The sequence below is a fragment of the Elioraea rosea genome, assembly GCF_007644105.1.
Taxonomy (GTDB): domain Bacteria; phylum Pseudomonadota; class Alphaproteobacteria; order Acetobacterales; family Acetobacteraceae; genus Elioraea_A; species Elioraea_A rosea.
Genome location: NZ_VFAC01000002.1, coordinates 15,311 through 39,970 on the forward strand (window position 1 = coordinate 15,311; position 24,660 = coordinate 39,970).

At 68.0% G+C, this 24,660-nt stretch carries 23 protein-coding genes and 1 riboswitch; of the genes, 20 read left to right on the plus strand and 3 right to left on the minus strand.

Translation table 11 applies throughout. The features are described from left to right. Positions 1–3: 3 nt before the first annotated feature. Genes FIF60_RS01800 through FIF60_RS01850 form a run of 11 tightly spaced genes read left to right on the plus strand, consistent with a single transcriptional unit; the run spans position 4 to position 10,194 of the window. A complete protein-coding gene (locus FIF60_RS01800) occupies positions 4–441 on the plus strand; it encodes an SRPBCC family protein (RefSeq protein WP_144183236.1) in 438 nt (145 codons plus the stop codon). A gap of 3 nt (positions 442–444) precedes the next feature. Then, complete coding sequence (locus FIF60_RS01805; RefSeq protein WP_144183238.1) at positions 445–894, plus strand: SRPBCC family protein; 450 nt, start codon at positions 445–447, stop codon at positions 892–894. After that, a complete protein-coding gene (locus FIF60_RS01810; protein ID WP_144183240.1) occupies positions 891–1,697 on the plus strand; it encodes an FAD binding domain-containing protein in 807 nt (268 codons plus the stop codon). Before FIF60_RS01805 ends, FIF60_RS01810 begins: the two co-directional genes overlap by 4 nt. After that, entirely contained in the window at positions 1,697–2,170 is a 474-nt protein-coding gene (locus tag FIF60_RS01815; protein ID WP_144183242.1) for a (2Fe-2S)-binding protein, read from the plus strand. The genes FIF60_RS01810 and FIF60_RS01815 overlap by 1 nt, the downstream gene beginning before the upstream one ends. Further along, the gene (locus FIF60_RS01820; protein WP_204251059.1) at positions 2,167–3,879 is read left to right on the plus strand and encodes a xanthine dehydrogenase family protein molybdopterin-binding subunit; all 1,713 of its coding nucleotides are present in this window, start codon (positions 2,167–2,169) and stop codon (positions 3,877–3,879) included. Before FIF60_RS01815 ends, FIF60_RS01820 begins: the two co-directional genes overlap by 4 nt. Next, positions 3,879–4,901: a xanthine dehydrogenase family protein molybdopterin-binding subunit gene (locus FIF60_RS01825; RefSeq protein ID WP_144183244.1), complete on the plus strand. Its 1,023-nt coding sequence runs from the start codon at positions 3,879–3,881 to the stop codon at positions 4,899–4,901. Before FIF60_RS01820 ends, FIF60_RS01825 begins: the two co-directional genes overlap by 1 nt. A gap of 3 nt (positions 4,902–4,904) precedes the next feature. After that, the gene (locus FIF60_RS01830) at positions 4,905–5,786 is read left to right on the plus strand and encodes an AAA family ATPase (RefSeq protein ID WP_144183247.1); all 882 of its coding nucleotides are present in this window, start codon (positions 4,905–4,907) and stop codon (positions 5,784–5,786) included. After that, positions 5,783–6,886, plus strand: coding sequence for a vWA domain-containing protein (locus tag FIF60_RS01835; protein WP_144183248.1), 1,104 nt, complete (start codon positions 5,783–5,785; stop codon positions 6,884–6,886). Before FIF60_RS01830 ends, FIF60_RS01835 begins: the two co-directional genes overlap by 4 nt. Beyond that, the gene (locus FIF60_RS01840; protein ID WP_144183250.1) at positions 6,883–7,761 is read left to right on the plus strand and encodes an amidohydrolase family protein; all 879 of its coding nucleotides are present in this window, start codon (positions 6,883–6,885) and stop codon (positions 7,759–7,761) included. The genes FIF60_RS01835 and FIF60_RS01840 overlap by 4 nt, the downstream gene beginning before the upstream one ends. A 13-nt stretch (positions 7,762–7,774) precedes the next feature. Beyond that, entirely contained in the window at positions 7,775–8,623 is an 849-nt protein-coding gene (locus FIF60_RS01845) for an N-acyl homoserine lactonase family protein (protein WP_144183252.1), read from the plus strand. Between the two features lie 17 nt (positions 8,624–8,640). Continuing rightward, complete coding sequence (locus tag FIF60_RS01850; RefSeq protein WP_144183254.1) at positions 8,641–10,194, plus strand: isochorismatase family protein; 1,554 nt, start codon at positions 8,641–8,643, stop codon at positions 10,192–10,194. Between the two features lie 132 nt (positions 10,195–10,326). Here FIF60_RS01850 and FIF60_RS01855 read toward each other — a convergent pair whose 3' ends face one another. Continuing rightward, complete coding sequence (locus FIF60_RS01855; protein ID WP_144183256.1) at positions 10,327–11,646, minus strand: tetratricopeptide repeat protein; 1,320 nt, start codon at positions 11,644–11,646, stop codon at positions 10,327–10,329. A 117-nt stretch (positions 11,647–11,763) separates the two neighbouring features. Between FIF60_RS01855 and FIF60_RS01860 the strand changes: the two genes are divergently transcribed. The 3 genes from FIF60_RS01860 to FIF60_RS01870 all read left to right on the plus strand — a co-directional run bounded on the left by FIF60_RS01860 (position 11,764) and on the right by FIF60_RS01870 (position 15,156). After that, positions 11,764–12,717, plus strand: a complete 954-nt coding sequence (locus tag FIF60_RS01860) for a GlxA family transcriptional regulator (protein ID WP_204251060.1) — start codon at positions 11,764–11,766, stop codon at positions 12,715–12,717. 472 nt (positions 12,718–13,189) lie between these two features. Then, positions 13,190–13,504 (plus strand): c-type cytochrome, encoded by a 315-nt coding sequence (locus FIF60_RS01865; protein WP_144183258.1) that lies wholly within the window; start codon positions 13,190–13,192, stop codon positions 13,502–13,504. 153 nt (positions 13,505–13,657) lie between these two features. Continuing rightward, a riboswitch (glycine riboswitch) is annotated at positions 13,658–13,756 on the plus strand. Between the two features lie 137 nt (positions 13,757–13,893). Further along, positions 13,894–15,156, plus strand: coding sequence for a D-amino acid dehydrogenase (locus tag FIF60_RS01870; RefSeq protein WP_144183261.1), 1,263 nt, complete (start codon positions 13,894–13,896; stop codon positions 15,154–15,156). A 50-nt stretch (positions 15,157–15,206) separates the two neighbouring features. Here the strand turns inward: FIF60_RS01870 and FIF60_RS01875 are convergent, their stop codons facing one another. Further along, positions 15,207–16,142: a LysR family transcriptional regulator gene (locus tag FIF60_RS01875; RefSeq protein ID WP_144183263.1), complete on the minus strand. Its 936-nt coding sequence runs from the start codon at positions 16,140–16,142 to the stop codon at positions 15,207–15,209. A 128-nt stretch (positions 16,143–16,270) separates the two neighbouring features. On the opposite strand from FIF60_RS01875, the gene FIF60_RS01880 reads away from it, so the two are divergent. From FIF60_RS01880 to FIF60_RS01895, 4 genes are read left to right on the plus strand one after another with little or no spacing between them, the layout of a single operon-like run. Next, positions 16,271–17,356 carry a TRAP transporter substrate-binding protein gene (locus FIF60_RS01880; RefSeq protein ID WP_144183265.1) on the plus strand — a complete coding sequence of 362 codons (1,086 nt, stop codon included), beginning with the start codon at positions 16,271–16,273 and terminating at the stop codon, positions 17,354–17,356. Beyond that, positions 17,269–17,958 (plus strand): TRAP transporter small permease subunit, encoded by a 690-nt coding sequence (locus FIF60_RS01885; RefSeq protein ID WP_144183268.1) that lies wholly within the window; start codon positions 17,269–17,271, stop codon positions 17,956–17,958. The genes FIF60_RS01880 and FIF60_RS01885 overlap by 88 nt, the downstream gene beginning before the upstream one ends. Further along, positions 17,955–19,244 (plus strand): TRAP transporter large permease, encoded by a 1,290-nt coding sequence (locus FIF60_RS01890; protein ID WP_144183270.1) that lies wholly within the window; start codon positions 17,955–17,957, stop codon positions 19,242–19,244. Before FIF60_RS01885 ends, FIF60_RS01890 begins: the two co-directional genes overlap by 4 nt. 41 nt (positions 19,245–19,285) lie before the next feature. Further along, on the plus strand, positions 19,286–19,918 hold the full coding sequence (locus FIF60_RS01895; protein ID WP_239451453.1) for an HD domain-containing protein: 633 nt from the start codon (positions 19,286–19,288) through the stop codon (positions 19,916–19,918). Between the two features lie 39 nt (positions 19,919–19,957). Here FIF60_RS01895 and FIF60_RS01900 read toward each other — a convergent pair whose 3' ends face one another. Next, positions 19,958–20,686: a keratin gene (locus FIF60_RS01900; protein WP_144183274.1), complete on the minus strand. Its 729-nt coding sequence runs from the start codon at positions 20,684–20,686 to the stop codon at positions 19,958–19,960. A gap of 248 nt (positions 20,687–20,934) precedes the next feature. Here FIF60_RS01900 and FIF60_RS01905 point away from each other — a divergent pair, with 248 nt between their 5' ends. Both FIF60_RS01905 and mdoH read left to right on the plus strand, forming a co-directional pair. Continuing rightward, entirely contained in the window at positions 20,935–22,422 is a 1,488-nt protein-coding gene (locus tag FIF60_RS01905; RefSeq protein ID WP_158639018.1) for a glucan biosynthesis protein, read from the plus strand. 59 nt (positions 22,423–22,481) lie between these two features. Continuing rightward, positions 22,482–24,644, plus strand: coding sequence for a glucans biosynthesis glucosyltransferase MdoH (gene mdoH / locus FIF60_RS01910; protein WP_239451454.1), 2,163 nt, complete (start codon positions 22,482–22,484; stop codon positions 24,642–24,644). Positions 24,645–24,660: the final 16 nt, after the last annotated feature.

Consider the following 24,660-nt stretch of genomic DNA (forward strand, 5'->3'; position numbering starts at 1 on the left):
GCCATGCCGCGCGTCTACGTCTCCTCCGTCATCGAAGCACCGGCAGCCACCGTGTGGGAGCGGATCCGCGATTTCAACGCCCTGCCCCGCTGGCACCCGCGCATCCGCGACAGCCGGATCGAGAACGGCGAGCCTCCCGACCGCGTCGGCTGCGTACGCGACTTCCACCTGCAGAATGGCGACCGGATTCGCGAACGCCTCCTCGGCCTGTCCGATTTCGACATGTTCTGCACGTACTCGATCCTGGAATCGCCGATGCCGATCACCGACTATGTCGCGACGATCAGACTCACGCCGATCACCGATGGCGACCGCACCTTCGCGGAGTGGACGGCCGAGTTCGAGTGCGCCCCCGAAGCCGCGGCGGATCTCGTCACGGGGATCGGGCAGAACGTGTTCCAGGCCGGGTTCGATGCGCTCAAGCGCCAGATGTCGGGCTGAGCCATGCCGAAGGTGATCCGCAGCACCGTGATCGACTATCCGATCGACGCAGTGTGGGCCGTGCTGCGCGACTTCAACGGACATGACCGCTGGCACCCCGCGGTGGCAGACAGCATCATCGAGCGCGGCCAGACATCCGACCGCGTCGGTTGCGTCCGACGCTTCCATCTGAAGGATGGTTCGGAACTGCGCGAAATGCTTCTGACTCTGTCAGATGCGGATACGGCGTTCTCCTACTGCCTCCTGGAGACGCCGGTGCCGCTTCTCAACTACGTCGCCCATGTGCGGCTCGCACCGGTGACGGATGGAGACAGGACGTTCTGGCATTGGGAGAGCCGCTTCGATACGCCTTCCGGGCGCGAACGGGAGCTTGCCGACATGGTCGGGCGGGAGATCTATGAGGGCGGCTTCGCCGCGATCCGCGCCCACATGGCGGCGGGGGGCACGGCATGACGCCGGCGGTGGAAACCTATGCCACCCTCGCGGAGGCAGCCCGCGCCATGGCGTCGGGAGACGGCGTCTATCTCGCGGGCGGAACACTCCTAATGCGCGCCGTCAATGCCGGAGAGGTGCCACGGCGGATCATCCGAACGACGGACCGAACGTTGCGCGAGATCGCCCCCGTGGGGGATGCCGTACGCATCGGCGCCGGCGTGACGATGGTCGAACTGCTCCAGAACCGTGAGCTGGCCTTTCTCCACGCCGCGGCGCGCCAGGTTGGCGGGCCGCAGATCCGCGCGATGGGAACGGTGGGCGGGAACCTGTTCGCGCCGCACCCCTATGGCGACCTCGCCGTGGCTCTGCTCGCGCTCGGTGCAAGGGTGGTGATGGCGGGACAGGCGGGTGCCCGTCCGCTTGCCGACCTTCTGCGCGACAGGGCGAGGACTGGGCTGGTTGCGGCAATCGAATGCCCACGCCCGCGCGATGCGCGTAGCTTCGGCTTCCTCAAGGTCTCCCGCGTGCACCCGCGCGGCGCGTCGGTGGTGTCAATCGGCGCCCACTTGCCGCGCGAGGGCGGGCGCATTCGTGGCGCTCGCATCGCATTCGGGGCCATGGGTGCAGCACCGCTCCAGGCTTCCGCGGCCGAGCGGGCGCTCGAGGGCCAGGCGCTCGATGCTGCGGCAATCGCGCGCGCCGGCGCCGTAGCCGCACAGGGCATCGATCCGCCGAGCGACTCCCTGGCCTCGTCCTGGTACCGGCGGGAGGTGTCGGGCGTGCATCTCCGCCGGCTCCTCGAGAGCATGGAGCGCGGCTGATGGCAAAGAAGCCGGTCACCTTCACCCTCAATGGGACCGAACGCGCCGCCTTCGCCGATCCTGGCCAGAACCTGCTTGACCTGTTGCGGCGCGGCGTGGGTGACCTGACGCCCAAGTATGGCTGCGCGCAAGGCGGTTGCGGCGCCTGCACGGTGCTGATCGACGGCGCGCCACACCTCTCCTGCCTGGTCCTCGGCGAGACGGTGGAGGGGCGCGCGGTGGAGACGGCGGCCGGCCTTTCTGGCGCGGCCCTGCACCCGTTGCAGGAAGCGTTCATGGTGCATTTCGCGGCGCAGTGCGGCTACTGCACACCCGGAATGCTGATGGCGGCGAAAGCCCTGCTCGACCAGACGCCGAAGCCGACGCGCGAGGAGGTCGAGGAAGCGATCTCGGGCAATCTCTGCCGCTGCACCGGCTATGAGCCGATCATCGCGGCGATCCTTTCCGTCGCGAACGGGAGCGTGCGCGCATGAGCGATGGCATGATCGAGTTCCGCAAGGAGTTCTTCGCCGATGAGCGTGACGACACGCTGAACGAGATCGGCAAGCCCACGCGGCGGCAGGACATCCTCGGCCACGTCACCGGGCGATCGCCCTTCTATGACGATCACCTGTTCCAGGGGCTGCTGCACATGCGCTGCGCCCGGTCGCCGCACCATGCTGCGCGTATCCGCCGCATCGATACGTCCGAAGCCGAGCGGACCCCGGGCGTCGTCCGCGTGCTGATCGGGCGTGACGTACCGCTGAACCTCAACACGCTTCTGTCGCTTCTGGATTTCGGCATCGATGACGAGCCCGTGCTCGCGACCGACCGCGTGCGCTACCGCGGCGAACCCGTGGCGGCGGTGGTCGCAGACAGCGAGGCGACGGCCCGGGCCGCAGCGGCGAAAGTGCGCGTGGAGTGGGAGGTCCTGCCGCACGTGCTCGACGTCGAGGAGGCCATCCGCCCCGGCGCGCCTGTGGTGCTCGACATCTACCCCGGCAACCGCTTCATCTACCATGGGAAGTACGACCACCAGAAACTGCGCTACGGCGATGTCGAGGCGGCGTTGCGGGCGGCCGATCATGTCGTCGAAGGTCGCTACCAGATGTCGCCGATCGAGCAGGCGCCGATCGAGACCTGCGGCGCCATCGCCGCGCCGGAGACGAATGACCGCTTCGTCTGCTACTCCTCCACACAGGCGCTGTTCTTCTCGCTCGCCACCTCGTCGAAGCTCCTGCGCCTGCCCTCGAGCAGGCTGCATTTCATCGGCGGAACGGTAGGCGGAGGGTTCGGCGGCAAGGTCGATTCCATCCACGAGCCGCTCGCCATCCTCGGCGCGATGCTGACCGGACGCCCCTGCAAATACATGTGGGACCGCGAGGAGGAGATGCAGGTCGGCGCACCGCGGGGGGCGGAGCGCTGGTACATCAGCGACGGCGTGATGCGCGACGGCAGGATCGTTGCGCGGAAATTCGTCGGCTACTTCGATTCGGGCGCGTACACGCGGCTTTCGTCCTACGCGATCATCAAGGCGGTCGGCCACCTGCCCGGGCCCTATACGATCCCGAACGTTTCGGCCGACGTCTCCTGCGTCTACACCAACCGCACGCCGGCAACAGCGATGCGCGGCTTCGGCATCACGGGCGTGGATTTCGCGATTGAGGCGCACATGGACAAGGTTGCAGAGGTCGTCGGGATGAACCCGATCGACTTCCGCATCCTCAACGCGTATCGCGACGGCGACATGAAGGCGCATCGTCGGTCGGCGAAGAACTGCGCGCTCATCGAGTGCTGCCAGGTGGTTGCGGAGAAGGCGGGGGTTCAACTCTCCAACGCCGCCCGCACGGCCTCCTCGCGCCAGGGTGGCGGCGGCGACCGCGGCCGCCTGCCGGCACATACGGCACTGGACCAGTCAGGCCGCGTCGAGGGGTTCGACACGGGCAGCTACGCGCGCAAGGCGGGGCAACGGCCGGCGACGCAGCATCAGGTGCCGGCACCTGTCGCAGCGCGGGCGAGCCCCGCAACCCAGGCTGCGTCAGTCCAGTCGAGGCCGCGGGTCGAAGAGACCCGCGTGGCGCCGTCGGCATCGCAGACGACACAGCAGCCAGCGCCACCGCAGCAGCACCCCGCGCCGCCATCGGCCCCGCCCCGTTCTGGCCCGATCCGCTTCTCCTCCCTCTCCGGCTTCAGGAGGCGGTGATGACGCTGCACCGCGGCCGCGGCTTCGCTGCGATCAACTACCCCATCGGCATGAACCTCGGAGGCGATCCCTCGCAGGCGCTCGTTCACTCGAACCCCGATGGCAAGTTCACCGTCACCCTCTCCTCGATCGATCTAGGGCAGGGGATGAAGTCGGTCACCCGACAGATCGCTGCCGAAACGCTCGGCATCCCCGTCGAGGATGTCTACGTCGATACGGCCGACAGCGACACGGGCCCGCACTGCATGGGGAGCTTCGCCTCGCGCGGCACGCACCGCGTCGGCAATGCCGTGATCCAGGCAGCGCAGGAGGCGCGCGCCGTGATGCTCGATGCAGCCGCAGAGGAGCTCGAGGTCGATCCGGCGGATCTGGTGACGGACGGTCAGGGCAACATCCATGTGCGCGGCGCACCATCCCGGTCGATCACTACGATGGCCGCCTGCCAGGCCGCGCAGTTCCGCCAGGGCAAGACCGTCTCTGGACGGGGAATTTTCCTTATCCCCCTTTCGGAAGTCGACCCCGATACGGGCGAGATGACGCCGGTCTCCTGCTTCGCGCACGCAGCGATGATCGTGGAGGTCGAGGTCGATGACGAGACGGGGGAGGTTTCCGTCACCGACATGAAATCTGCCTACGAGGTGGGGCGCGCGCTGAACCCGAAGCTCGTGGAGCAGCAGCTTCGCGGCGGCGCGTGGATGGGGATGAGCCATGCCGCCTGGGAGACGACCGAGCCCTACTATCCGGATCGCGCGCACGGCCCGGTCGATTTCTCCGGCTACCTGATGCCTGGGCCGGGCGATCTCGCCCCGCACCATATCTCGATTCTCGAACGACCCGCACCCGATGGGCCCTTCGGCGGCAAGGGGCCGGGGGAGATGTGCGCCAACCCCGTGCTCCCGGCCGTGGTGAACGCGATCTACGATGCCGTCGGCGTGCGCATCGACGACCTTCCGGTCACCCCGGAGAAAGTGCTGCGCGGCCTGCGCGCCCAGGGCGGCGCCAAGCCGCGCCGGCGCCTTTGAGGCATGGCGATCAGGCGCAGCATCGCTGGCCTGGGCGACCCGGGCGCCGTGGCGCGCGCGATGCGGGATGCGCAGTACATCGCCGACGAAGGTCTTGCCACCACTGCCTACCTCGCACTCGCGCTCGGCAAGCCTTTGCTGCTCGAGGGCGCGCCGGGCGTGGGCAAGACCGAGGCCTCCAAGGCGCTCGCCTCGGTGCTCGGGCGGGAACTGATCCGCCTTCAGTGCTACGAGGGCATCGATGCCGCGCACGCGCTCTACGAGTGGAACTTCCCTCGCCAGATGCTCGCGATCCGCCAGGCGGGGGATGCCTATGTGAACCTCTATGCAGACGAATACCTGATCGCGCGGCCGCTTCTGCTGGCGCTGCAGGCGCCGCGCCAGCGGCTTCTGCTCATCGACGAGATCGACAGGGCCGACCATGAGTTCGAGGCCTTCCTGCTGGAGTTCCTCTCCGACTTCACGATCTCCATCCCAGAGCGCGGCACGATCCGTGCGGCGGAACCGCCGGTGGTCGTGCTGACGTCGAACCGCACGCGCGAGCTGCACGAGGCGCTTCGCCGGCGCTGCGTGTATCACTGGATCGGCTATCCCGAGCCTGCGCTCGAGACGGATATCGTGATGATGCGCGCCTCCACGGTGGCGCGCGACACGGCCGAGCGCGTCGTCGCCGCGGTGAACCGGCTGCGCGCGGAGCCGCTCGCCAAGCCGCCGGGTGTTGCGGAAACGGTGGAATGGGCCGAGGCAGCGACCCTGCTTGCCGCGCAGGGGGCGGCCTGGCCGCGCGCCTTCGCCCGCGCGATCGGGGTCGCGCTGAAGGACCAGGACGATATCGCGTTTCTCGGGCCACGCCTCGATGCACTGCTATCGGAGGTGGCGTCATGACGGCTCCCCGCGCGCTCGCCCCGTTCCTCGCGTTTCCGCGCGCGCTGCGCGAGGCCGGCTTTCCGGCTGCGCCTGAACAGACGCAGGACTTCATCGCGGCCGTCGGCCTCCTCGGGCCACGATCGCTCCGTGACGTGCGTCTTGCCGCACATGCTGTGTTCGGCCCGTCGCCTGATCGGCGCACGGCATTCGACGAGGTGTTCGACCGCGTGTTTCTTGGCCGCGACATCGCAGCACCCATGCCCGGCGAGGTGGAGGATCTCCCCGCTGCCTTCGACGAGGCCGGCTTCGAGATCCTTCCCGAGGCAGAGTACACGGAGGAGGCCGGAGCGGAGGCAACGCAGGCGGAACGTCTTTCCCGCCGCGACTTATCCGAGATCGAGGCTGACGAGGCCGCACGCCGACTGAGGCGCCGCGCCGCCGCCTCCCTGCCGCGCCGCCGCAGCCGCAGGCTGAGCGCGGGCTCCGGCCGTCTCGCCGATCCGCGCCGCGCGTTCCGCGAGATGCTCCGCCGCGACGGCGAACTCACCGTCCTGCCGACCCGTCAGCGGCGGATGCGCCAGCGCCGCGTGCTTCTGCTGATCGATGTCTCCGGATCGATGAAGGCGGCGACGGCCGGCACGCTTCGCCTCGCCCACGCGCTCGTCCAGGCTGGGGAACGTGTCGAGGCCTTCACGATCGGCACGAGGCTCACGCGCATCACGCGCGCGCTGGCCCATCGCGAACCCTCTGCCGCTCTCACCCGCGCCTCCGGCCTGGTGGCGGACTGGGATGGCGGCACCAGGCTCGGCGAGGCGCTCGCGGTGTTCCTCTCCGTGCCGCGTTTCGCTTCGTTCGCGCGCGGCGCACTGGTCATCATTGTCTCGGATGGGCTCGAGCGCGGCGGGCCGGAGGCGCTGTCCTCCGCCATGGCGCGGCTGCGCGGGCTGGCCTGGGGCCTTCTCTGGCTCTCGCCGCTCGCGGCGGATCCGGCCTACAGGCCCGAGACGGGCGCAATGCGCGCGATCCTGCCACTCCTCGACAGGCTGGGCGATGGAGGCAGCGGGGCTGCGATCGCGGAGGAGGTGCTCGGCTTCGGCAGGCGGGCGGGGAGCCGATGACTGTCGATTCCCATTTTCATATCTGGCGGCGCGACGATCTCCCCTGGCTCTCGGGACCGATGCAGCCGCGCATTTTCGGGCCCTACGAACCCATCCGGCGTGACTATCCGATCGAGGAGTACCTTCTCGATCTCGCCGGCCAGGGCGTCACGGCCGCCGTGTACATCCAGGCGAACTGGCCAACCCCGCGTGCCGAGGACGAGGTCGCCTGGGTTTCGGCCGAGGCCGACCGGACCGGCTGGCCGCAGGCCATCGTCGGCTACGCCGACCTGACACGTCGAGACGCGATGGCAGCGGTCGACCGGCTTCTCCGCTTCCCCCGCGTGCGCGGCATACGCCAGCAGCTGCACTGGCACGAGAACATGCTGTACCGGTTCGCTGCGCGCGACGATCTCTGCCTCGATCCGGTGCTCCAGCAGAACATCGCCTCGCTTGGCCGCCACAGCCTCGTGTTCGAGCTTCAGGTCTTTGCCGCGCAGATGGCCGGGGCAGCGATGCTGGCCGATGCGGCGCCTCAGACGACACTCGTTTTGCAGCATGCCGGCATGCTCGAGGACCCCAGCGATGACGGCGTTGCTCTCTGGCGCCGCGGCATGGCGGAGCTTGCGCGGCGGCCGAACGTGGTCGCGAAGCTCTCGGGTCTCGGCACGTTCCTGCGTCGGCTGGATGCGCCACATGTGGCGATGATCACGGCAGAGACGCTCAGGCTGTTCGGGCCGGAGCGCTGCCACTTCGGCTCGAACTTTCCCATCGAGAAGCTCTGGACTGACTACGCCGCCCTTCTCGCGGCGCATCGCGAGGCCGTCGCACCGTTCGGCGAGGCCGCCGCGCGGGCGGTCTTCAACGACACGGCACGCCGGGTCTACCGGCTCTGAGGGAGGAAGACGAATGCCGCTCGAGATCAAGGTCCTCGACTATGGCGACATCGAACTCGAATCCAGCTTCCTCGTGCTCGGGCGCGACTGCGGGCGGACGAGGCGCGTGTACACCTACGGGTTCCTGATCCTCGGCGGCCAATACCCGATCGTTGTCGACACCGGGTTTCGCGACAACGCGATCATGGGCTCGCTCGGCATGCGGGGGCTGCAGTCGCACGAGAACATGCTGGAGCGCCAGCTTGCGCGGCACGGGGTGAAGGTGGGCGATGTTCGCTTCGTCGTGCACACCCACCTGCACATCGACCATGCCGGCAAGGACGACCATTTCCCGATGAACACCACGGTGGTGGTGAACCGACGGGAAATGGAATGTTCGGTGTCGGGCCTGATGCATCCGCAGTATCCCAAGCCCGACGTGATGCACCTCGTCGAGCGCCTGCATACGCCGCAGGCGCTGAGGTTCGAGGATCTCGAACTGTCGGGGCCGATCGAGCTCATGCCAGGCGTGGTGCTCGAGGCGGCGAATGCGCACACCGAGGGCTCGCTCAACGTGCACGTCGAGACGGCGGAAGGTCGCGCGACGATCTGTGGCGACGTGATCTACGACATCCAGGATCAAATCGTCGAACCGTTCCGGCTGCATTTCGCCCAGGAAGTGCAGGTGACCGGCAACCACGCCGGCTCCAAGCGCGCGGAGAAAGCGGCGATCAAGAAGCTTCTCAATGGCTCCGCCTTCCTTCTTCCGGTGCACGACAAGCCGGCAAAGGTGGTTCAGGGGCAGATCGTGGGGCGCCTCGGAATGGAAGTGCCCGGACCCGTCACGCAGACCGTCTATCGACGCGACTGGTTTCCCGCCTGAGCCCTGGAAGGCGAACGATGGCCCATACCGCGCATGATCCGAGCTTCCTCCGCCTGATCGACGAGCACGCCCCGGTGCGGCAGATCGGCAGCGGCTTCACCTTCACCGAGGGCCCTGTGTGGCATCCGGTCGAGCAGGCGCTCTACTTTTCCGATATGCCCGGAGACGTGCGCCGCCGCTGGGACCGTACCGGCATCCGCGAGGTGATGCGGCCTTCGAACAAGGCAAACGGGCTCTCCTTCGATGCAGAGCTTAACCTTCTCGCCTGCGAGCATGCGACATCCTCGCTCGCGCGCTTTCGCCCGGATGGCCGGCGCGAGGTCCTCGCATCCCACTCAGAGGGGCGCGAGCTGAACAGCCCGAACGATGTCTGTGTTCACTCGAGCGGGGCGATCTATTTTTCCGACCCGTGGTACGGGCGGATGCCGCATTACGGCGTCGAGCGGCCACGCCAGCTCGGCTTCCAGGGCGTCTATCGGCTCGCTCCGAACCATGTCCCCGGCGGCGAGCCGCAGCTTATGGTCGAGCGCTACCTGTTCACCCAGCCGAACGGCCTCTGCTTCTCCCCCTGCGAGCGCCTGCTCTACGTCAACGACACGGAGCAGGCGAACATCCGCGTGTTCGACGTGGCCGAGGACGGTGCGCTGCGGAACGGACGGATCTTCGCCTCCAGCATCCGCGAGAACCTGAATCCCGGTGTTCCCGACGGGATGAAGTGCGATGCGGAGGGCAATGTCTGGGTCACCGGCCCGGGCGGGCTGTGGGTGTTCGCGCCCGATGGTCGGCACCTCGGCCGCGTGGCAATCCCCGAGCCCGCAGCCAACCTGGCCTGGGGCGGGGCGGAGTGGCGCACGCTGTTCGTCACGGCCGCCACCTCGGTCTATGCGATCGACGTCAAAGTCGGCCCACGCAACGAGCCGTTCATGCGTGCGGCGTCGCAGCGCGCACCCCGGGCAAGCGGCGAACCGCTCCGGCTCGATGCACGGCGTTGCGCGCTCATCATCCAGGACATGCAGAACGACGTGGTGATGGAGGGCGGCGCCTTTGCAGCGTCCGGGTCACCGCGGCATTGCCGCGAGCAGAACGCGGTTGCCAACATCGCACGGCTGGCCGATCGCTGCCGCGCGCTCGGCGTGCCCGTGATCCATGTCTGGTTCGTCGTTCCGCCGGGCGCGAAGGGGCTCACCCTGAACGCACCGCTCTTCGAGGGCGTGATCGACAACAACGCCATGGTACGAGGCACCTGGGGGGCCGCACCGGTGCCGGGGCTCGAGCCGCGGCAGGGAGATCATGTCGTCGAGAAGATGCGCATGTCGGCCTGGGAGGGAACGGCTCTCGAGACGATCCTGAAGGCGGAGGGACGCGACATCGTGATCGCAACGGGTGCCTGGACGAATATGTCGATCGAGCACACCGCGCGGACGGGTGCCGACAAGGGATACGTCATGGTCATCCCCGAGGATGGGTGCTCGACGATGAATGCGGATTGGCACCGCGCCTCGATCAACTACGCCATGCAGAACGTTGCGCTGGTAACGACGACCGATGCCGTCATGGCGGCGCTCGGCTAGCGAGCCTGCCTCAAGGCGCATCTGCAGGATGCCCGGGTCAGGACGCGCGATGGCGCGGCGGCAGTGGCACGCGCGTGCGCCGTCACCGATCGACCGATGGCCGGGTCTTGGCTCGATGTGCACCTGCCTCAGTCATGCGGGCAGCGCCTCGGCTCTCTCCATCCATTGTTGATTCGGAACGCTCGACGGTCGCGCTGCGATGCGCTCATGAGCGAGCGCGAGGGCGACATCGCGATAGCCCGCGCGGATCGCCGCCTCGATCGATGTCCACGCGACCACGTCCCGCTGCGCGTGGCTTCCACCCATGCGCCAAAGCTCGCGCTGCGCCCGAAGAAGGTGATCGACGGCGGGGCCATAGGCCTCGCTGCGGAACGCGGCGAAGCCCTCGACGGCGGGTAGGCCGACCCGGGCATACGCCTCGGAGACCTCGCTCCCGCGTCCAGCGGTCGTGCGCATCGCCTCGACGCGCCGTGCCACAGCAGAGTGGTCGCCAGTGGCGAGTTCCGCCATCGCCGCGTGGATGTCGGTGAAGACGAGGGATCGTCCGTCTGCGTGACCCTGCCACAGCGCTGCCAGCTCGGCCCAACGGTTCCCGACATCGCACCCAAGCGCATCGAGCCGCCAGAGCAAGGAGGGCGCGTTGGTCAGGTGCGTGCCGACCGGCCGCTGCGTTGCGCGCACCGGTCCGTCGTAGAGTTCGAGCGCGGCATCGTACTTGCCGAGCTCGATGTGGAAGAGCGCGCGATGCCACCAGATGTGAAGCTGGAACACATGGCCCGGAGAGGCCCAGAACGCTTCCCGCTCCGCCATCCAAGCAAGCCCGTCGCGCGGACGGGCGGTCTCCTCCATGACGTGCGAGACGGTATGGTGCGGCCAGAAGCTGCACGGCTCCAGTTCGGCGGCCTCGCGCGACGCATCCTCCGCCCGCCGGTATTCCCCCATCTCCTCCAGGCCGAAGCCACGATAGGCGAGAATGGTTCCATAGCCAGGCTGGTTCCTCGACCAGAACGGCATCGCCCGCGCTGGCCGGGCACTCATCAGGTCCGGTCGTCCCGCCCAGAGATCCAGTGCCATCGCGGCCTGGTGGGCGACGAGGTCAAGCGGCGCGCCCCTCAGATGACGATCAAGGATCGCAGCCGCGGACGTGCGAGCACCGCCGACAGCATGGCTCAGGGCGGCGAAATGCGCCTGCTCGCGCTCGTTGCGCTCGAGCGGCCGTGCGGCCTCGACGGTTGCCTTGGCGAGAGCGAGTGTCCCTGGGTCGTTCGCCAGGAGAAGCGCCCAGGCCTTGGCAAGATAGGCCATCGAGAACTGGGGCGAAGCAGCGATCGCCGCGTCGAAGCGGGCGAGCGCGTCGCCATACACAAGGACGAACGCCCTTGCGCCTTCCTCATAGGCGGACGCGGCCTCGCCCGTCGCACCGGACAATGGGTGGCCTTGGGCATCGCGCATCGTCGCCTCCTCCGCCCCTGCCGTCTGCGGGATGATTGGCTCTTCGTACCGATCGGTGTACGCTGCCGTGGGGCCGGGCCGGCAGGCGGCGACGGCCAGAACCAAGGCTTCCGTGCCATGCCCGATGCGATGGGCTTCCCGCGGCGGCCCTTGCGCGTCGCGATCCTCGTTCTGCCGGAGCTTTCCTCCGCCTCCGTGACGTACGGCATGTACGACGTGCTCTCCGGCGTCGGCCGACGCTACGAGATGCTGACGGGAGGCACTCCGCCGGCTGACGGGCCGCTTATCGATGCCCGCCTCGTCTCGCCGGACGGGGGTGATGTACCGGTATCGTTCGGCGTGGTCGTCGGCGGCACCCGTGCCCTATCCGACGATGCATCGGCCGGTGCCGATGCCGATCTCGTCTGTGTTCCATCCGTCTCCGCCCGGCCCGACCGCCCCCTCGAGCCACCGAAGGTGGCGCTCGACTGGCTTCGGGCGCGGCACGCCGCGGGCTCGGTGATCGCCACCGCCTGCTCGGGCGCGGTGGTCCTTGCCGAGGCAGGGCTGCTCGATGGCGGCGTTGCGACGACGCACTGGGCCTTCGCTGCGGGCCTTCGCCAGCGACACCCGTCGGTGCGCGTGTGCGCGGACCGCGTGCTCGTTCCCAGCGGGCCGGACGAGCGCATCATCACGTCGTCCGGGTACAGTTCCTGGCAGGACCTGATGCTCCACCTCGTCGGGCGCTTCTTCGGGCCAGAGCGTGTGCGCCAGATGGCAAAGGTGCACCTGTTCCAATGGCACGTCTCGGGCCAGCTCCCCTTCACGGCATTGGCCGGAACAGCGCAGCATGGCGACCGTGCGGTTCGCGAAGCCCAGGCATGGCTCGCTGAGAACTATCGCGCACCTCGCCCTGTCGTAGGCATGGCGGCGCGCGCCGGCCTGCCGGAACGCACCTTCAAGCGCCGCTTCCGCATCGCGACCGGCCTCGCCCCGCTCGACTACGTCCATGCGCTGCGGATGGAGGAAGCGAAGCAGATGCTCGAGATGAGCGACCTGCCCGTGGACGCGGTCGCCGAGGAGGTCGGCTAAGAGGACCCGGCCTTCTTTCGCCAGCTCTTCCGCCGCCACGTCGCGATGACGCCCGCAGCCTATCGCCGCGCTTTCGCCCGCCCCCCGAAAGCCATTGCTGCTCGGACGCAATCCGACACGCGATCAGGCTGAGTGCGAGGCTGGGCTTAGCGATCCGGTGTCGTCATATCGATACCGCAACTCGTGATGGAGCATGGCACGCAGCCGGGGTAATCCCCGTCTCGACCTGGCCTGGCTGAGTGCGGGCGAGTGCCGGGGACCTTCTCGCCGCGCCACTCGTGATCGGGCTAGTCGCACTGTTGGTATGGGCTGGCACGCAGACCACACTGCCGTCCCTGCTCGGCGAGGCGATCCCAATCTCACGCAAACCGGCCGTTTTGCCCGCGCGGTTCCCGGAAGTCGTTCAACTGCATGGCAGCGCTCGCCATGGCGCGGTACGTTCGGGGGTACGAGTCGCCCGGCAGTGAGCGCGATGACAAACGTCTTCCTCGGATTGGTCCTGATCGGCCTTGCCGTACCCGCTGCAGCGCAGGACGGACAGCCGGAGCGCGGGAGGGCGTTCGCGGAATCCAACTGCGCCTCCTGCCACGCGATCGGGCCTACCGGCGCAAGCCGGCTTGCCGCGGCGCCGCCGTTCCGTACGCTGCACCAGCGCTATCCGGTCGAGCAGCTTGCCGAGGCGCTCGCGGAAGGGATCACGACGGGGCACGACGCCATGCCGGAATTCCGGCTCGACCCGCCGCAGATCGACGATTTCCTCGCCTACCTTCGGACGTTGCAGCCCTGAACGGGTCGGTGCCGGCGTAGCGATCGGCCTCCGGCCAGGCACCCCGATCGCTCGGGGAGCGCCGCCGGGCTTCCCACGACACCCTCCGCCGCATACCAGGCACCGCAATGGTGCCAAGCAATCGGCTTGACGCAATCTTCCGATCCTCGCCATAAGACGCCCGCGGGAGAGATCGCCCAGGCCAGTGGTCGGGGCGGCGCCGAAGGAGCAACCGCCCCGGAAACTCTCAGGCTCACGTACCGCACCTGACTTGGAACTCTGGAAAGTGGAGCAGCCGCTCCCGCCGACGGTGTAAGTCTCCGCCCCGCGAGGGGGCGACGACGAAGCTCTCAGGCCAATGACAGAGGGGGCATTCGAACCTGCGCAGGGCGCGCGGGAGGAGAATGCGAATGTCCCGTACCGAGCGCGACACCGTCGCCGTCATTGGCGCCGGCATCACCGGCATCACCACCGCCTACAAGCTTGCCCGGAACGGCCACGCCGTCACGGTCTTCGAGCGGCATCCCTATGCGGCGATGGAGACCTCCTTCGCCAATGGCGGGCAGCTCTCTGCCTCGAACGCCGAAGTCTGGAACAGCTGGGCAACGGTGCTGAAGGGCCTGAAGTGGATGGTCTCCCCCGGCGCACCGCTGCTCGTGAGCCCGAGGCCCTCCTGGCACAAGCTGTCCTGGATGGCAGAGTTCCTCGCCGCCATTCCGCAGTACGAGGAGAACACGATCACGACGGCGCGCCTCGCTATCGAGGCGCGGCAGCATCTGCGCGAGATGGCCGAGGCGGAAGGCATCGACTTCGACGCCCAGGACCGTGGAATCCTGCACTTCTACAAGACGAAGGCGGAGTTCGATGCGGCAACGCGCGTGACGGAGCTGCTCGCCAAGGGCGGGGTTGAGCGGCGCGCCGTCACACGCTCCGAGATCCGCTCGATCGAGCCGGCGTTGCAGGGCGAGCTCTACGGTGGCTACTACACGCCCTCCGACTTCACCGGCGACATCCACAAATTCACCACCGGGCTCGCGCTTGCCTGCGAGCGGCTCGGCGTCGCCATGCGTTTCTCGACCGACGTGGTCTCGGCACAGGCGGACGAAGGCGGGGTGACGCTGGTCGGCCGCTGCACAGAGCCGACGCGCGACGGCACGGAGCATGCGGCGGAAACGTTCCGCTTTACCAAGGTGGTGGTCTGCGGCGGCGTCATGTCGCGCCGGCTCGGCACGTCGTTTGGCGACCGCATCAACGTCTATCCCGTCAAGGGGTACTCGATCACGGTCGACCTCGCCGATCCGGCTGACCAGCAGGCCGCTCCATGGGTGAGCCTGCTCGATGACAAGGCCAAGATCGTCACCAGCCGCCTCGGCAAGGACCGCTTCCGCGTCGCTGGCACCGCCGAGTTCAACGGCTACAATCGCGACATCCGTGCCGAGCGGATCGCGCCGCTGGTCGCCTGGTTCCGGGCGCATTTCCCCGGCATGAGCACCCGCCACGCCGTGCCGTGGACAGGGCTTCGCCCGATGATGCCCGATATGCTTCCGCGCGTGATGCGCGGCCGGAGCACACGGGTGTTCTACAACACCGGCCACGGGCATCTCGGCTGGACGCTTTCGGCGGCCACGGCCGATGCCGTCGCCGCCCTGGTGAGCGTGCGCCCCAACACGTAGGGCGGGCTGGCGGCGCGCCGCGCGAAACGTCACTCTGCGGCGCGGGACGCTCACGGCTCCTCGGTACTGTCGCGGGCGGTCGGCAACAGATAGTCGACCGCCTCGAGCACCGTGATGACGCGCTTCAGGATCGCCATGGGCGCCGCCAGGGCATCGGCCCGGGTTTCCGTGCGGTAGAGTGCCGCCACGCGGGGCGCGGCGAGCGGCGGCACCGAGGCGAGAACCGCCAGGCGTCCCGCGGCCACGTCGGCCGCGATCATTCGCCGCGGCAGGAGCCCGACGGCCACGCCGGCCGCCACCAGATGGGCAATGACCGACACGCTGCTGCAGACGCCGAGCTGCGCGGGCTCGATGCCTGCCGAGGCGAACCAATCGATGATCTGCCGATGCATGGGAGAGCCCGGCGGCGTCGCGATGATCGGCCGCGGCTGGAGGTCCTGCGGGCACACCTCCGCGGGGAGAGCGAGGGAGGGGGCGGCCGCCCATACCGCCTCCTGGAAGCCGAGCGGGACGATCGTGAGCCGCAGATCGGGCGTGGGGTTGGACACGAACGCGATGTCGATTGCGCCCGCGAGCAGCGCCGCCTGAAGATCCGCGCTCGTGTCGATGACGAGCTCCGGTCGGAGTGCCGGATAGGTCTCTGAGAGGTCACGCAACAGGGGTGGAAGGCAGACCATGGCGAAGGTCTCCTGCATCCCGATGCGGACGCGGCCGGCCACCTGCCCTTGTCCGCCGAGGCGCTCCTCGAGCAATGCGACCTCGCCGAGGATGCGCGTCGCATGTTCGAGAAGCGCCGCACCGTCCGGCCCCAGCCTCAGTCCCCGGCCTTCACGCTCGAACAACACCCGCCCGAGCGCGAGTTGAAGGTCACGCAGCCTCAGGCTCACCGTGGGCTGGGAGAGGTTGAGCTGGCGTGCGGCAGCCCGAACGGAACCGAGCCTGGCGGTCCAGAGGAACGCGGCGAGCTGGGCCAGGGTGACGCGCATTGATTGTAATTCTCTATCCTATTCCCCCAGAAAATCAAAATTGATTGCCAATCATCCTGTTCGTAGCGTGATCGCAGCGAGTGTCGTGCGAGGCACCGACCGCCCGCGCCAACGGAGGAGACCGACCGATGCGCCGTATCCTGACCGCTACGTGCCTCGCCGTGGCGCTTTCCAGTGCTCCGCCGATCGCCCAGCAGGCCACCGCCCAGCAGGCATCCACACAGGGCCTGCCACCGATCAACCTCAAGGTGTCAGGCGGCAACCGCACCCAGAACCTGTTCCGCTACGTCTACGGCCCCTTCTTCACGCAGGAACTGACGCAGCGCTCGAACGGCGCCATCACCACCACCTTCGGGTCGATCGAGGAACTCGGCATCCGCGGGCCTGAGGTGCTCCGCCTGCTCCGGCTGGGCATGTTCGACATCTCCGAGGGAACGCTCAGCTACATGGCGGGGGAGGACCCGCACTTCGATGCGCTCGACCTTCCGGGCGTCACGCTCGATATCGATGCGCAGCAGCGCGCAACGGATGCCTACCGCCCGGTGATCGCGCGGCAGATGGCGCAGAAATTCGGCGTGAAGCTGCTCAGCATGAGCCCGGTCGCGCTCCAGGTGTTCTACTGCAAGGGGCGCATCGAGGGCTTGGCATCGCTCTCAGGCAAGAAGGTGCGGACCTTCAACCGCGCGATGTCGGACCTGGTCGAAGCCGCGGGTGGATCGACCGTCAACCTACCCTTCGCCGAGGTGATCCCCGCGATGCAGCGCGGGGTGGCGGATTGCGCCGTCACCGGAACATCTGCCGGCAACACCGCACGGTGGTGGGAGGTGACCGACCACCTCTACCTGCTTCCCATGGGCTGGTCGATGACCTTCTTCGGCGCGAACCTGCGCGCCTGGGAAAGGCTCGATCCGCGGACGCGCGCCTTCCTCGAGGCGGAGTTCGCAGCGCTTGAAACACGGATGTGGGCGCAGGCCAAAGCCGATGTCGAGGATGGCATCGCCTGCAACACGGCGCGCGGCCAGTGCCGCGACGGCATCGTCGCTTCTCCGCCGATGACTCCCGTCGCCGTGTCGGAAGATGATCGCTCCCGGGCCCAGGCACTCCTGCGCGATCGGGTGCTGACCGATTGGGCACGGCGCTGCGGCGCGGCCTGCGTTCGCGAATGGAACAGCACGGTGGGCGCCGTGGTCGGAGTGGAGGCGCGGATGCCCTGAGCAGTCAGCCCCGGCGCGGCGCAATGATCGTTGGCGCATCGCGCCTGCTCGCGCGCCTGGGTGGCGCACTGCTGCTCGCCTCGGCCCTGCTGATCAGCGGCGAGATCATCGCGCGCAAGCTCCTGGGATCGTCCTGGAATGTCGCGACAGAACTGTCCGGCTATGCGCTCGCGATCGGATCGAGCTTCGCCTTCGCCGATGCCCTGCTCGCGCGCGCGCACATCCGCGTCGATGTGCTGTATCGAACGGTTCCACGCCCGGTGCGCGCGGCCCTCGATTTCCTGAGCATGGCGAGCCTGGCTCTGCTCGGCCTCGTTCTTGCCTGGCGCATCTTCGATGTGGTTGCTGAATCGTACCGGCTCGGTGCACGCGAGAACACGACGCTTGCGACGCAGCTCGTCATCCCGCAGGGGCTCTGGTTGCTTGGGGTCGCCTGGTTCGCGGTCGTCGCGATCTGGCTTTCGGTCCGAACGGCCGCCGCCTTGGTGCGGCGCGACGTTGCGAGCGCCCAGCGGATTGCCGGGCCCGCGGGCATCGAGGAGGAACTGGCCGAGGCAATGGCCGATGCAAGCGCGCGGTTGACGCGGTCGAGGCACGGGTGATCGGCACTGCCCTCGGGTTACTGCTGGCGCTGCTTGGCCTTTCCTTGCCGGTCGCGGCAGCGCTTGCCCTTCTCGGATTCTCGCTCGGTTCGCTGTTCACGCCGATCCCACTCCATCTGGCGCTCGGGGAGATCGCGTGGTCCGCGAGCACGAATGCGCTCCTCGTCAGCGTGCCACTGTTCATCCTGCTCGGAGAGATCCTCCTGCGCTCCGGCATCGCCGACAGGCTGTACGGCGCGATGGCCGCCTGGCTGTCGTGGCTGCCGGGCGGGCTGATGCACGCCAATATCGGGTCCTGCATGGCGTTCGCCGCCACATCGGGTTCTTCCGTCGCGACGGCGGCGACGATCGGCACTGTCGCGATGCCCCAGATACGCCGTTTCGGCTATGGCGAACCGCTGTTCCTGGGCTCGCTCGCGGCGGGCGGAACGCTGGGCATTCTCATTCCGCCATCGATCAATCTTATCATCTATGGCTGGCTGACGCAGACATCGGTCCCGCAGCTCTATCTGGCCGGATTCCTGCCCGGGATCGTGCTCGGCCTCGCCTTCATGACGACGATCCTGATCTGCTGCCTGGTCAGGCCGTCGCTCTCGGGCGCCGCTCCCGCATCCGACTGGGCCAGCAGGATCGCGAGCCTTCCCGGCTTGTTGCCGCCGCTGGCGATCTTTCTCGTTGTCCTCGGGAGCATCTACACGGGGTGGGCGACGGCCACGGAATCGGCCGCGCTCGGCGTTGTCGCGGCGCTCGTGCTGGCGGCCTGCTACCGCCAGTGCACGGTCTCGATGCTGCTGCAGGCGATCGACGGCACGATGCGTACCACCGGCATGATCATGCTGATCGTGGCCGCGGCCTGGTTCCTGAACTTCGTTCTGTCGGCCATCGGGCTGGTCAACGCCCTCAATGCCTTCATCACCGAACTGGGTCTCGCGCCTGGACAGATGCTCTTCGCAATCATCGCGTTCTACATCGTGCTCGGCTGCTTCATGGAGCCGCTTCCGATGATGATCGTGACCGTGCCCGTCATCACCCCGGTGATCGTGAGCGCTGGCTACGATCCCATCTGGTTCGGCATCATGGTCGTTCTCCTGTGCGAGACGGCGATGATCACCCCTCCTGTCGGCGTCAATCTCTTCGTCGTCCAGGGCGTGCGGGGACGCGGCTCGATCAACGACGTCATCATCGGTGTGTTGCCCTTCATCGGCAGCCTCCTGTTCATGATCGGCCTCATCGTTGCGTTTCCCGATATCGTCCTCTGGTTGCCGAGGACGTTGACGGCACGCTGAGTTCACATCACCCCGGAGGAAACACCATGCCTGCCGCGCGTATGGTCACGCTGAACAACAAGACGATCACCATCGATGACGGGATGCGTGCACGCATCCTCGACGAGATGCCCGAGATCCGCTGGATCGCAGATGCAGCGTTGCGCGACGGCGTGACGGATGCATGGGCCGCCGCGGTCGCGAGCTCGAGCCTGTCGCGCATCGGCGACATGAAGCCGTCCGGCAATTACGATTCCCGTCCCCTCCGAAGCGGATCGCAGGCGGACCACATCCGCAGCGTCACGCGCATGGCGGTGAAGATCGCCGAGGAGTTCGCGCAGCTCTTTCCCGGCTTCACGGTTGACCGCGACATCCTGATCGCAGGGTCGCTCTGCCACGACATCGGCAAGGTGTGGGAGTTCGATCCCGAGAACGTCCGCAGATGGAAGGCAGCGCCGCGCAAGGTTGGCGTGCCATCCCTGCGCCATCCCGGCTATGGCATCCACATCTGCCTGACGATGGGGCTGCCAGAGGCGGTGGCACACATGGCCGCCGCCCATTCAGGGGAGGGAGAGCTGCTCACGCGCAGCCTGGAGAACACGATCCTCCATTGGGCCGATTACACGTTCTGGCGCGTCGTCGAGGCTGGCGACCTGTTTGCCGACACGGATCGCTGGCTTGAGCAGCCCAACTGAGAGACAGCGCGGCCCAGCCTGTCACAGGCTTGGTGAAACCTACGGATAGTCGCAGCGCTCCGCGGTCACGTTCACGAAGCCGCGCAGGTCAGCCTCCGTCACCAGGAACCGGTGCTCGTTGGCACCGCGGACGACCGAGAAGGTCAGCGGCAGCTGACCGGCGGTCTCGGTCCGGCCGCCGCCCGGTTGAATCGCGACGATGGTCACGGGGAGGGCCGGGTCGTACCAGGCCTGCGGTGCACCGTCCGGCGCGCGGGCGGACTGGCCCTCCCCGGTCACGACGATGGCGCCAGCGAACGAGACCGAGGTCTGGCCGGTTCGCGCCAGCGGCGTAGCAAGCAGGAACCGACGTGTCTCCTGGGTCGCGTCGCATTTCGTGCCGTTCGTCGCGTTGCGAAGCACGAGCTTGAGCCTGTCCGGTGCCAGGCCCTCCGTCAGTCGTTCCTGCACCTGCAGGAAGAGCTCGCGCGCCGTTCCTGTGGGCACGTCTCGGCCATAGCGAGCCTCCCACTCGCGCACCCGAGCCTCGGCCTGCTGGCGCAGAGCCTCGGTCTGGCCGAGTTGCTGCTGGAGCGCCGCGATCGTCCGCCGCTGCTGGTCGAGATCGCGTCTCAGCGCATCGGTCTCGACCTGGGCAAGCCGGCTGCCGGATTCGTAGGCGAATGCGCCCAGCAGCACGAGGCCGCCGAGGATCGCGAAGAAGGTGACAATGCGCGCTCGTCTGCGCCTCCGCTCGGCGCGGCGAGCATCGCGCAACCCAAGACTCATCGGTTCCCGTCTTCCTCTCGTCTCTTCCGCCGGATGGGTTTCTAGCACCCGTCCGCGACGATGGGCACCGTGAGGCCGCTTCTGCAACGGCCGGGCGCCAGGAGCCTTCGGTTCGCTGCGATTCGAGCGGCCTGCCCGCTCTTCCGGCAGCAACTTCCGGCGCGGTCGTGTCGTTAGGGCTGGGGCGGGGCCGGAGGAGAGCGATGCTACGACGGCATCTGATGATTGGAGGAGCAGCGGCGGTTGGTGTGGCGCTCGCGCCGGGAGCAGGCATGGCCTCTTCGAACACGCTCGTCGCGCAGGAAGGTACGCCATTCAACCCCGAGGGTGTGCTGCGGGCAGCGCAGACCCTTGCCACCCAGCCCTTCTCGCGCGGCGACGCGAACCTTCCGAGCGCCTTGAACGACCTGTCCTACGATCAGTACAGGATGATCCGCTTCGACAGGGCGCAGGCGCTCTGGCGCGGCGGCGACCTGGGCTTCGAGCTCCAGCCGGCGCACAGGGGCTTTCTGTTCCGCGAGCGCGTGGCCTTGCATGAGGTGGGCGATGGCGTGGCCCGCCCCCTCACCTTCGGGCGCGAGCAATTCACCTATGGTGAGGCGCCCACGCCGCCTGAGGGCGAGGACATCGGCTTCGCTGGCGCGCGGCTCCTCGCGCCGCTCAACCGCCCCGGTCATTTCGACGAGGTGGTCAGCTTCCTGGGTGCGAGCTACTTCCGCGCCCTCGGCAGGGGGCACGTCTACGGCATCTCCGCGCGCGGCCTCGCCATCGCGACGGCCGATCCGAAGGGCGAGGAGTTCCCGGCCTTCCGAGCCTTCTGGTTCGAACGCCCCGCGCAAGGCGCCCGGCAGGCCACGGTACACGCGCTGCTCGACAGCGAGAGCCTTGCGGGCGCGTACACCTTCGTCGTTCGCCCCGGCGAAACCACAACGATGGATGTCGATGCACACATTTTCCCACGGCGCGATGTTCCGCTCGTCGGGATCGCTCCGTTGACGAGCATGTACCTGCACGGGCCGAACGATCGCGGCCGCATCGACGACTATCGCCCAGCCGTGCACGACTCCGATGGCCTGTTGATGCTGAAGGCCAATGGCGAGCGGGTGTGGCGGCCGCTCACCAATCCGCGCACGCTCCAGGTCAGCGCGTTTGCCGATGAGTCGCCGTCCGGCTTCGGCCTGATGCAACGGCGGCGCGAATACGCCGACTTCCATGATCTCGAGGCGCTCTACCATCGCAGGCCGAGCCTGTGGGTCGAGCCTCTGGATCGCTGGGGCCCAGGCAAGCTGCATCTCGTCGAGATCCCGACCGACGGCGAGATCCACGATAACATCGCCGCGTTCTGGCGGCCGGACGATGTTCCGAAGAAGGGCCAGCCGCTGCGCCTGCGCTACCGGTTGCACTGGTGCTCCCGCGCGCCCATCGACACCACGCTCGCCTCCTTCGACAGCACACGCGTCGGCCAGGGCAGTGGGACGGGCATGCGCCGCTTCGTGCTCGACGCGCTCGGCCCTGCCCTCGCCGAGCTCGCCTCCGACACCGACCTGAAGCTTGAGGTCAGGGCCTCGAGAGGCAGCCTTCATCATGGCGCGGTGCATCGCAATGCGGTGACCGGGGGGCTCCGTGTCGCCTTCGAACTCCGGCTCGAGGGTGCGAATCTGGTCGAACTCGGCGCGCGCGTGCTCTCGGGCGAGACCGCGATCACCGAAACCTGGCTGTATCGGTGGACCGCATGAGCACGCGTGGGCCTCTGGCAGGTTCGGCTGCATCGGGGCCAGGCACGCGCATCGGCGCCATGCCGCCTCCGTCGCCGATGCCGATGCCGATCCAGCTTCTCGACGCCGCGCCCGAGCCGCTGTGTCGCAAGCCCGACTCGGCGCCGCCCGGGTTGATGCTGCGCCGCGTGCTCGTGCTTGGCACCGCGGCCTGCCTGGCACTCTTCGGCACGCACGAGATGGCCGAGGTGTTGGATGGCCCCCTGCTGAACGTTCCGGCGATCGCGCTTCTCGTCCTGTTCGCGCTGCTTTTCGCCTGGATCGCGCTTGCGTTCGTGAGCGGCGTCGTCGGCTTCATCGTGCTCGTGCGCAGCGGCGGGGAACGCCTCCTGGCACGAGGCAGCGCTGAGGACCTCAAGAGTCGCACGGCCTTGCTGATGCCGATCCATAATGAACAACCTGCAGCCGTGTTTGGCGCGATCTCCGCGATGCGCGAATCGCTCAGGAAGGCGGGAGCGGCTGCCAGCTTCGACATCTTCGTGCTGAGCGACACGACCGACCCCGATGCCTGGGTCGCCGAGGAGGCGCATTACCTGGCGATAAGCCGGACCGGCCAGGGTGGGCCGGACCTGTTCTACCGGCGCAGGCGTGACAACGCCGGGCGCAAGGTTGGCAACATCGCCGAATGGGTGACGCGGCATGGCGGCGCCTACGAGAACTTCGTAGTGCTCGACGCAGACAGCATCATGACGGCCGAGGCGCTGATCACGCTCGCCGCGACCATGGACCGGCAGCCAGGCGTCGGCCTGATCCAGACGCTTCCCGTCAGCGTCGGGGGACGCACGGTCCTGGCACGGCTGCAGCAATTCGCTGGCCGCGTCCACGGCGCGCTCGTCGCCACGGGTGCCGATTGGTGGCAGGGCTCCGAAGGGAACTACTACGGCCACAACGCAATCATCCGGACGCGCGCCTTCGCCGAAGCCGCTGGATTGCCGCGGTTGCCCGGCCGCAAACCCTTCGGCGGCGACATCCTCAGCCACGATTTCATCGAGGCGGCCATGCTGCGCCGCGCCGACTGGGCCGTGCACATGGTGCCGGGCCTCGCGGGAAGCTACGAGGAGGGACCGCCGACCCTCATCGACAGCGCGATCCGCGATCGCCGCTGGTGTCAGGGCAATATCCAGCACACGGCCCTCCTCACGACGGCCGGGTTCCACCCGATCAGCCGGCTGCACCTTCTGACGGGGATCGGCGCCTACCTGACGGCGCCCCTCTGGCTCGCCTTCCTCGTTGGCGGCATCATCCTCGCCGTCCAGGCCCATCTCAGCACGCCGAGCTATTTTCCGAGTGGCCACGTGCTGTTTCCGGAATGGCCGGTCGTCGACCCCGTCCGCGCGAAGTGGATGTTCCTCGGCACGATGCTGATGCTGATCGTGCCGAAGCTCCTCGCGGCAATCGCGTTCCTGGTCAATGCGCATGATCGGCAGCGTTCCGGAGGTGGGGCCCGCGTGCTGCTTGGCGTGATGCTTGAGATCGTCATCACCGGCCTGCTTGCACCGGTGACGATGTTGACCCAGGCGCGTCAGGTGGTCAGCATCCTGCTCGGCCGCGACGCGGGATGGAGCGCGCAATCCCGCAGCAGTGACCGCGTGAGCTGGCGGGAGGCGGCCAGTCGCTACTGGGGGCATACGGTAATCGGGGTCGTTCTCGCGTCGGGCTTCCTGGTCGCGCCCGCGCTTGCCCTCTGGATGTCGCCGGTGATCCTCGGCCTCGTCCTGGCGATTCCGCTCGTGGTGCTCACGGGCAGCGCCGCGGCAGGGTACGCTCTCCGCAACGCTCGCCTGATGCTCATCCCCGAGGAAACCGCCCCGCCGCACGAGCTTTCACTCACCGATGCCGCGCGCGCGCGGCTCGCGGCGGAACAACTTGGGCCTGGTGAGGCCATTGCACAGCTCGCAGCAGACGAGGTGCTGCTCGAGCTTCACTGCCACATGTTGCCGAAGCGGCGCGCACGAGGGATTCAGGCGATCGATCTTCCCCTTGCGACAGGCCTTGCCAAGCTCGATGCCGTCGATGAGCTGCCGACCCTGCTCGCGCTGCTCGATCGACGCGAGAAGGCAGCCCTGCTCGCGGATGGACGCTCGGTGCTTCGCCTTGTCCGTCTCGCACGCGGCCGGAGGCCGGAGGCAGCCGACGCTGACGCGGGCCTCGCCTGCCTGGTCAAGGAGCTGCAGCCGGCCTGATGCGTGTATTCGGTTG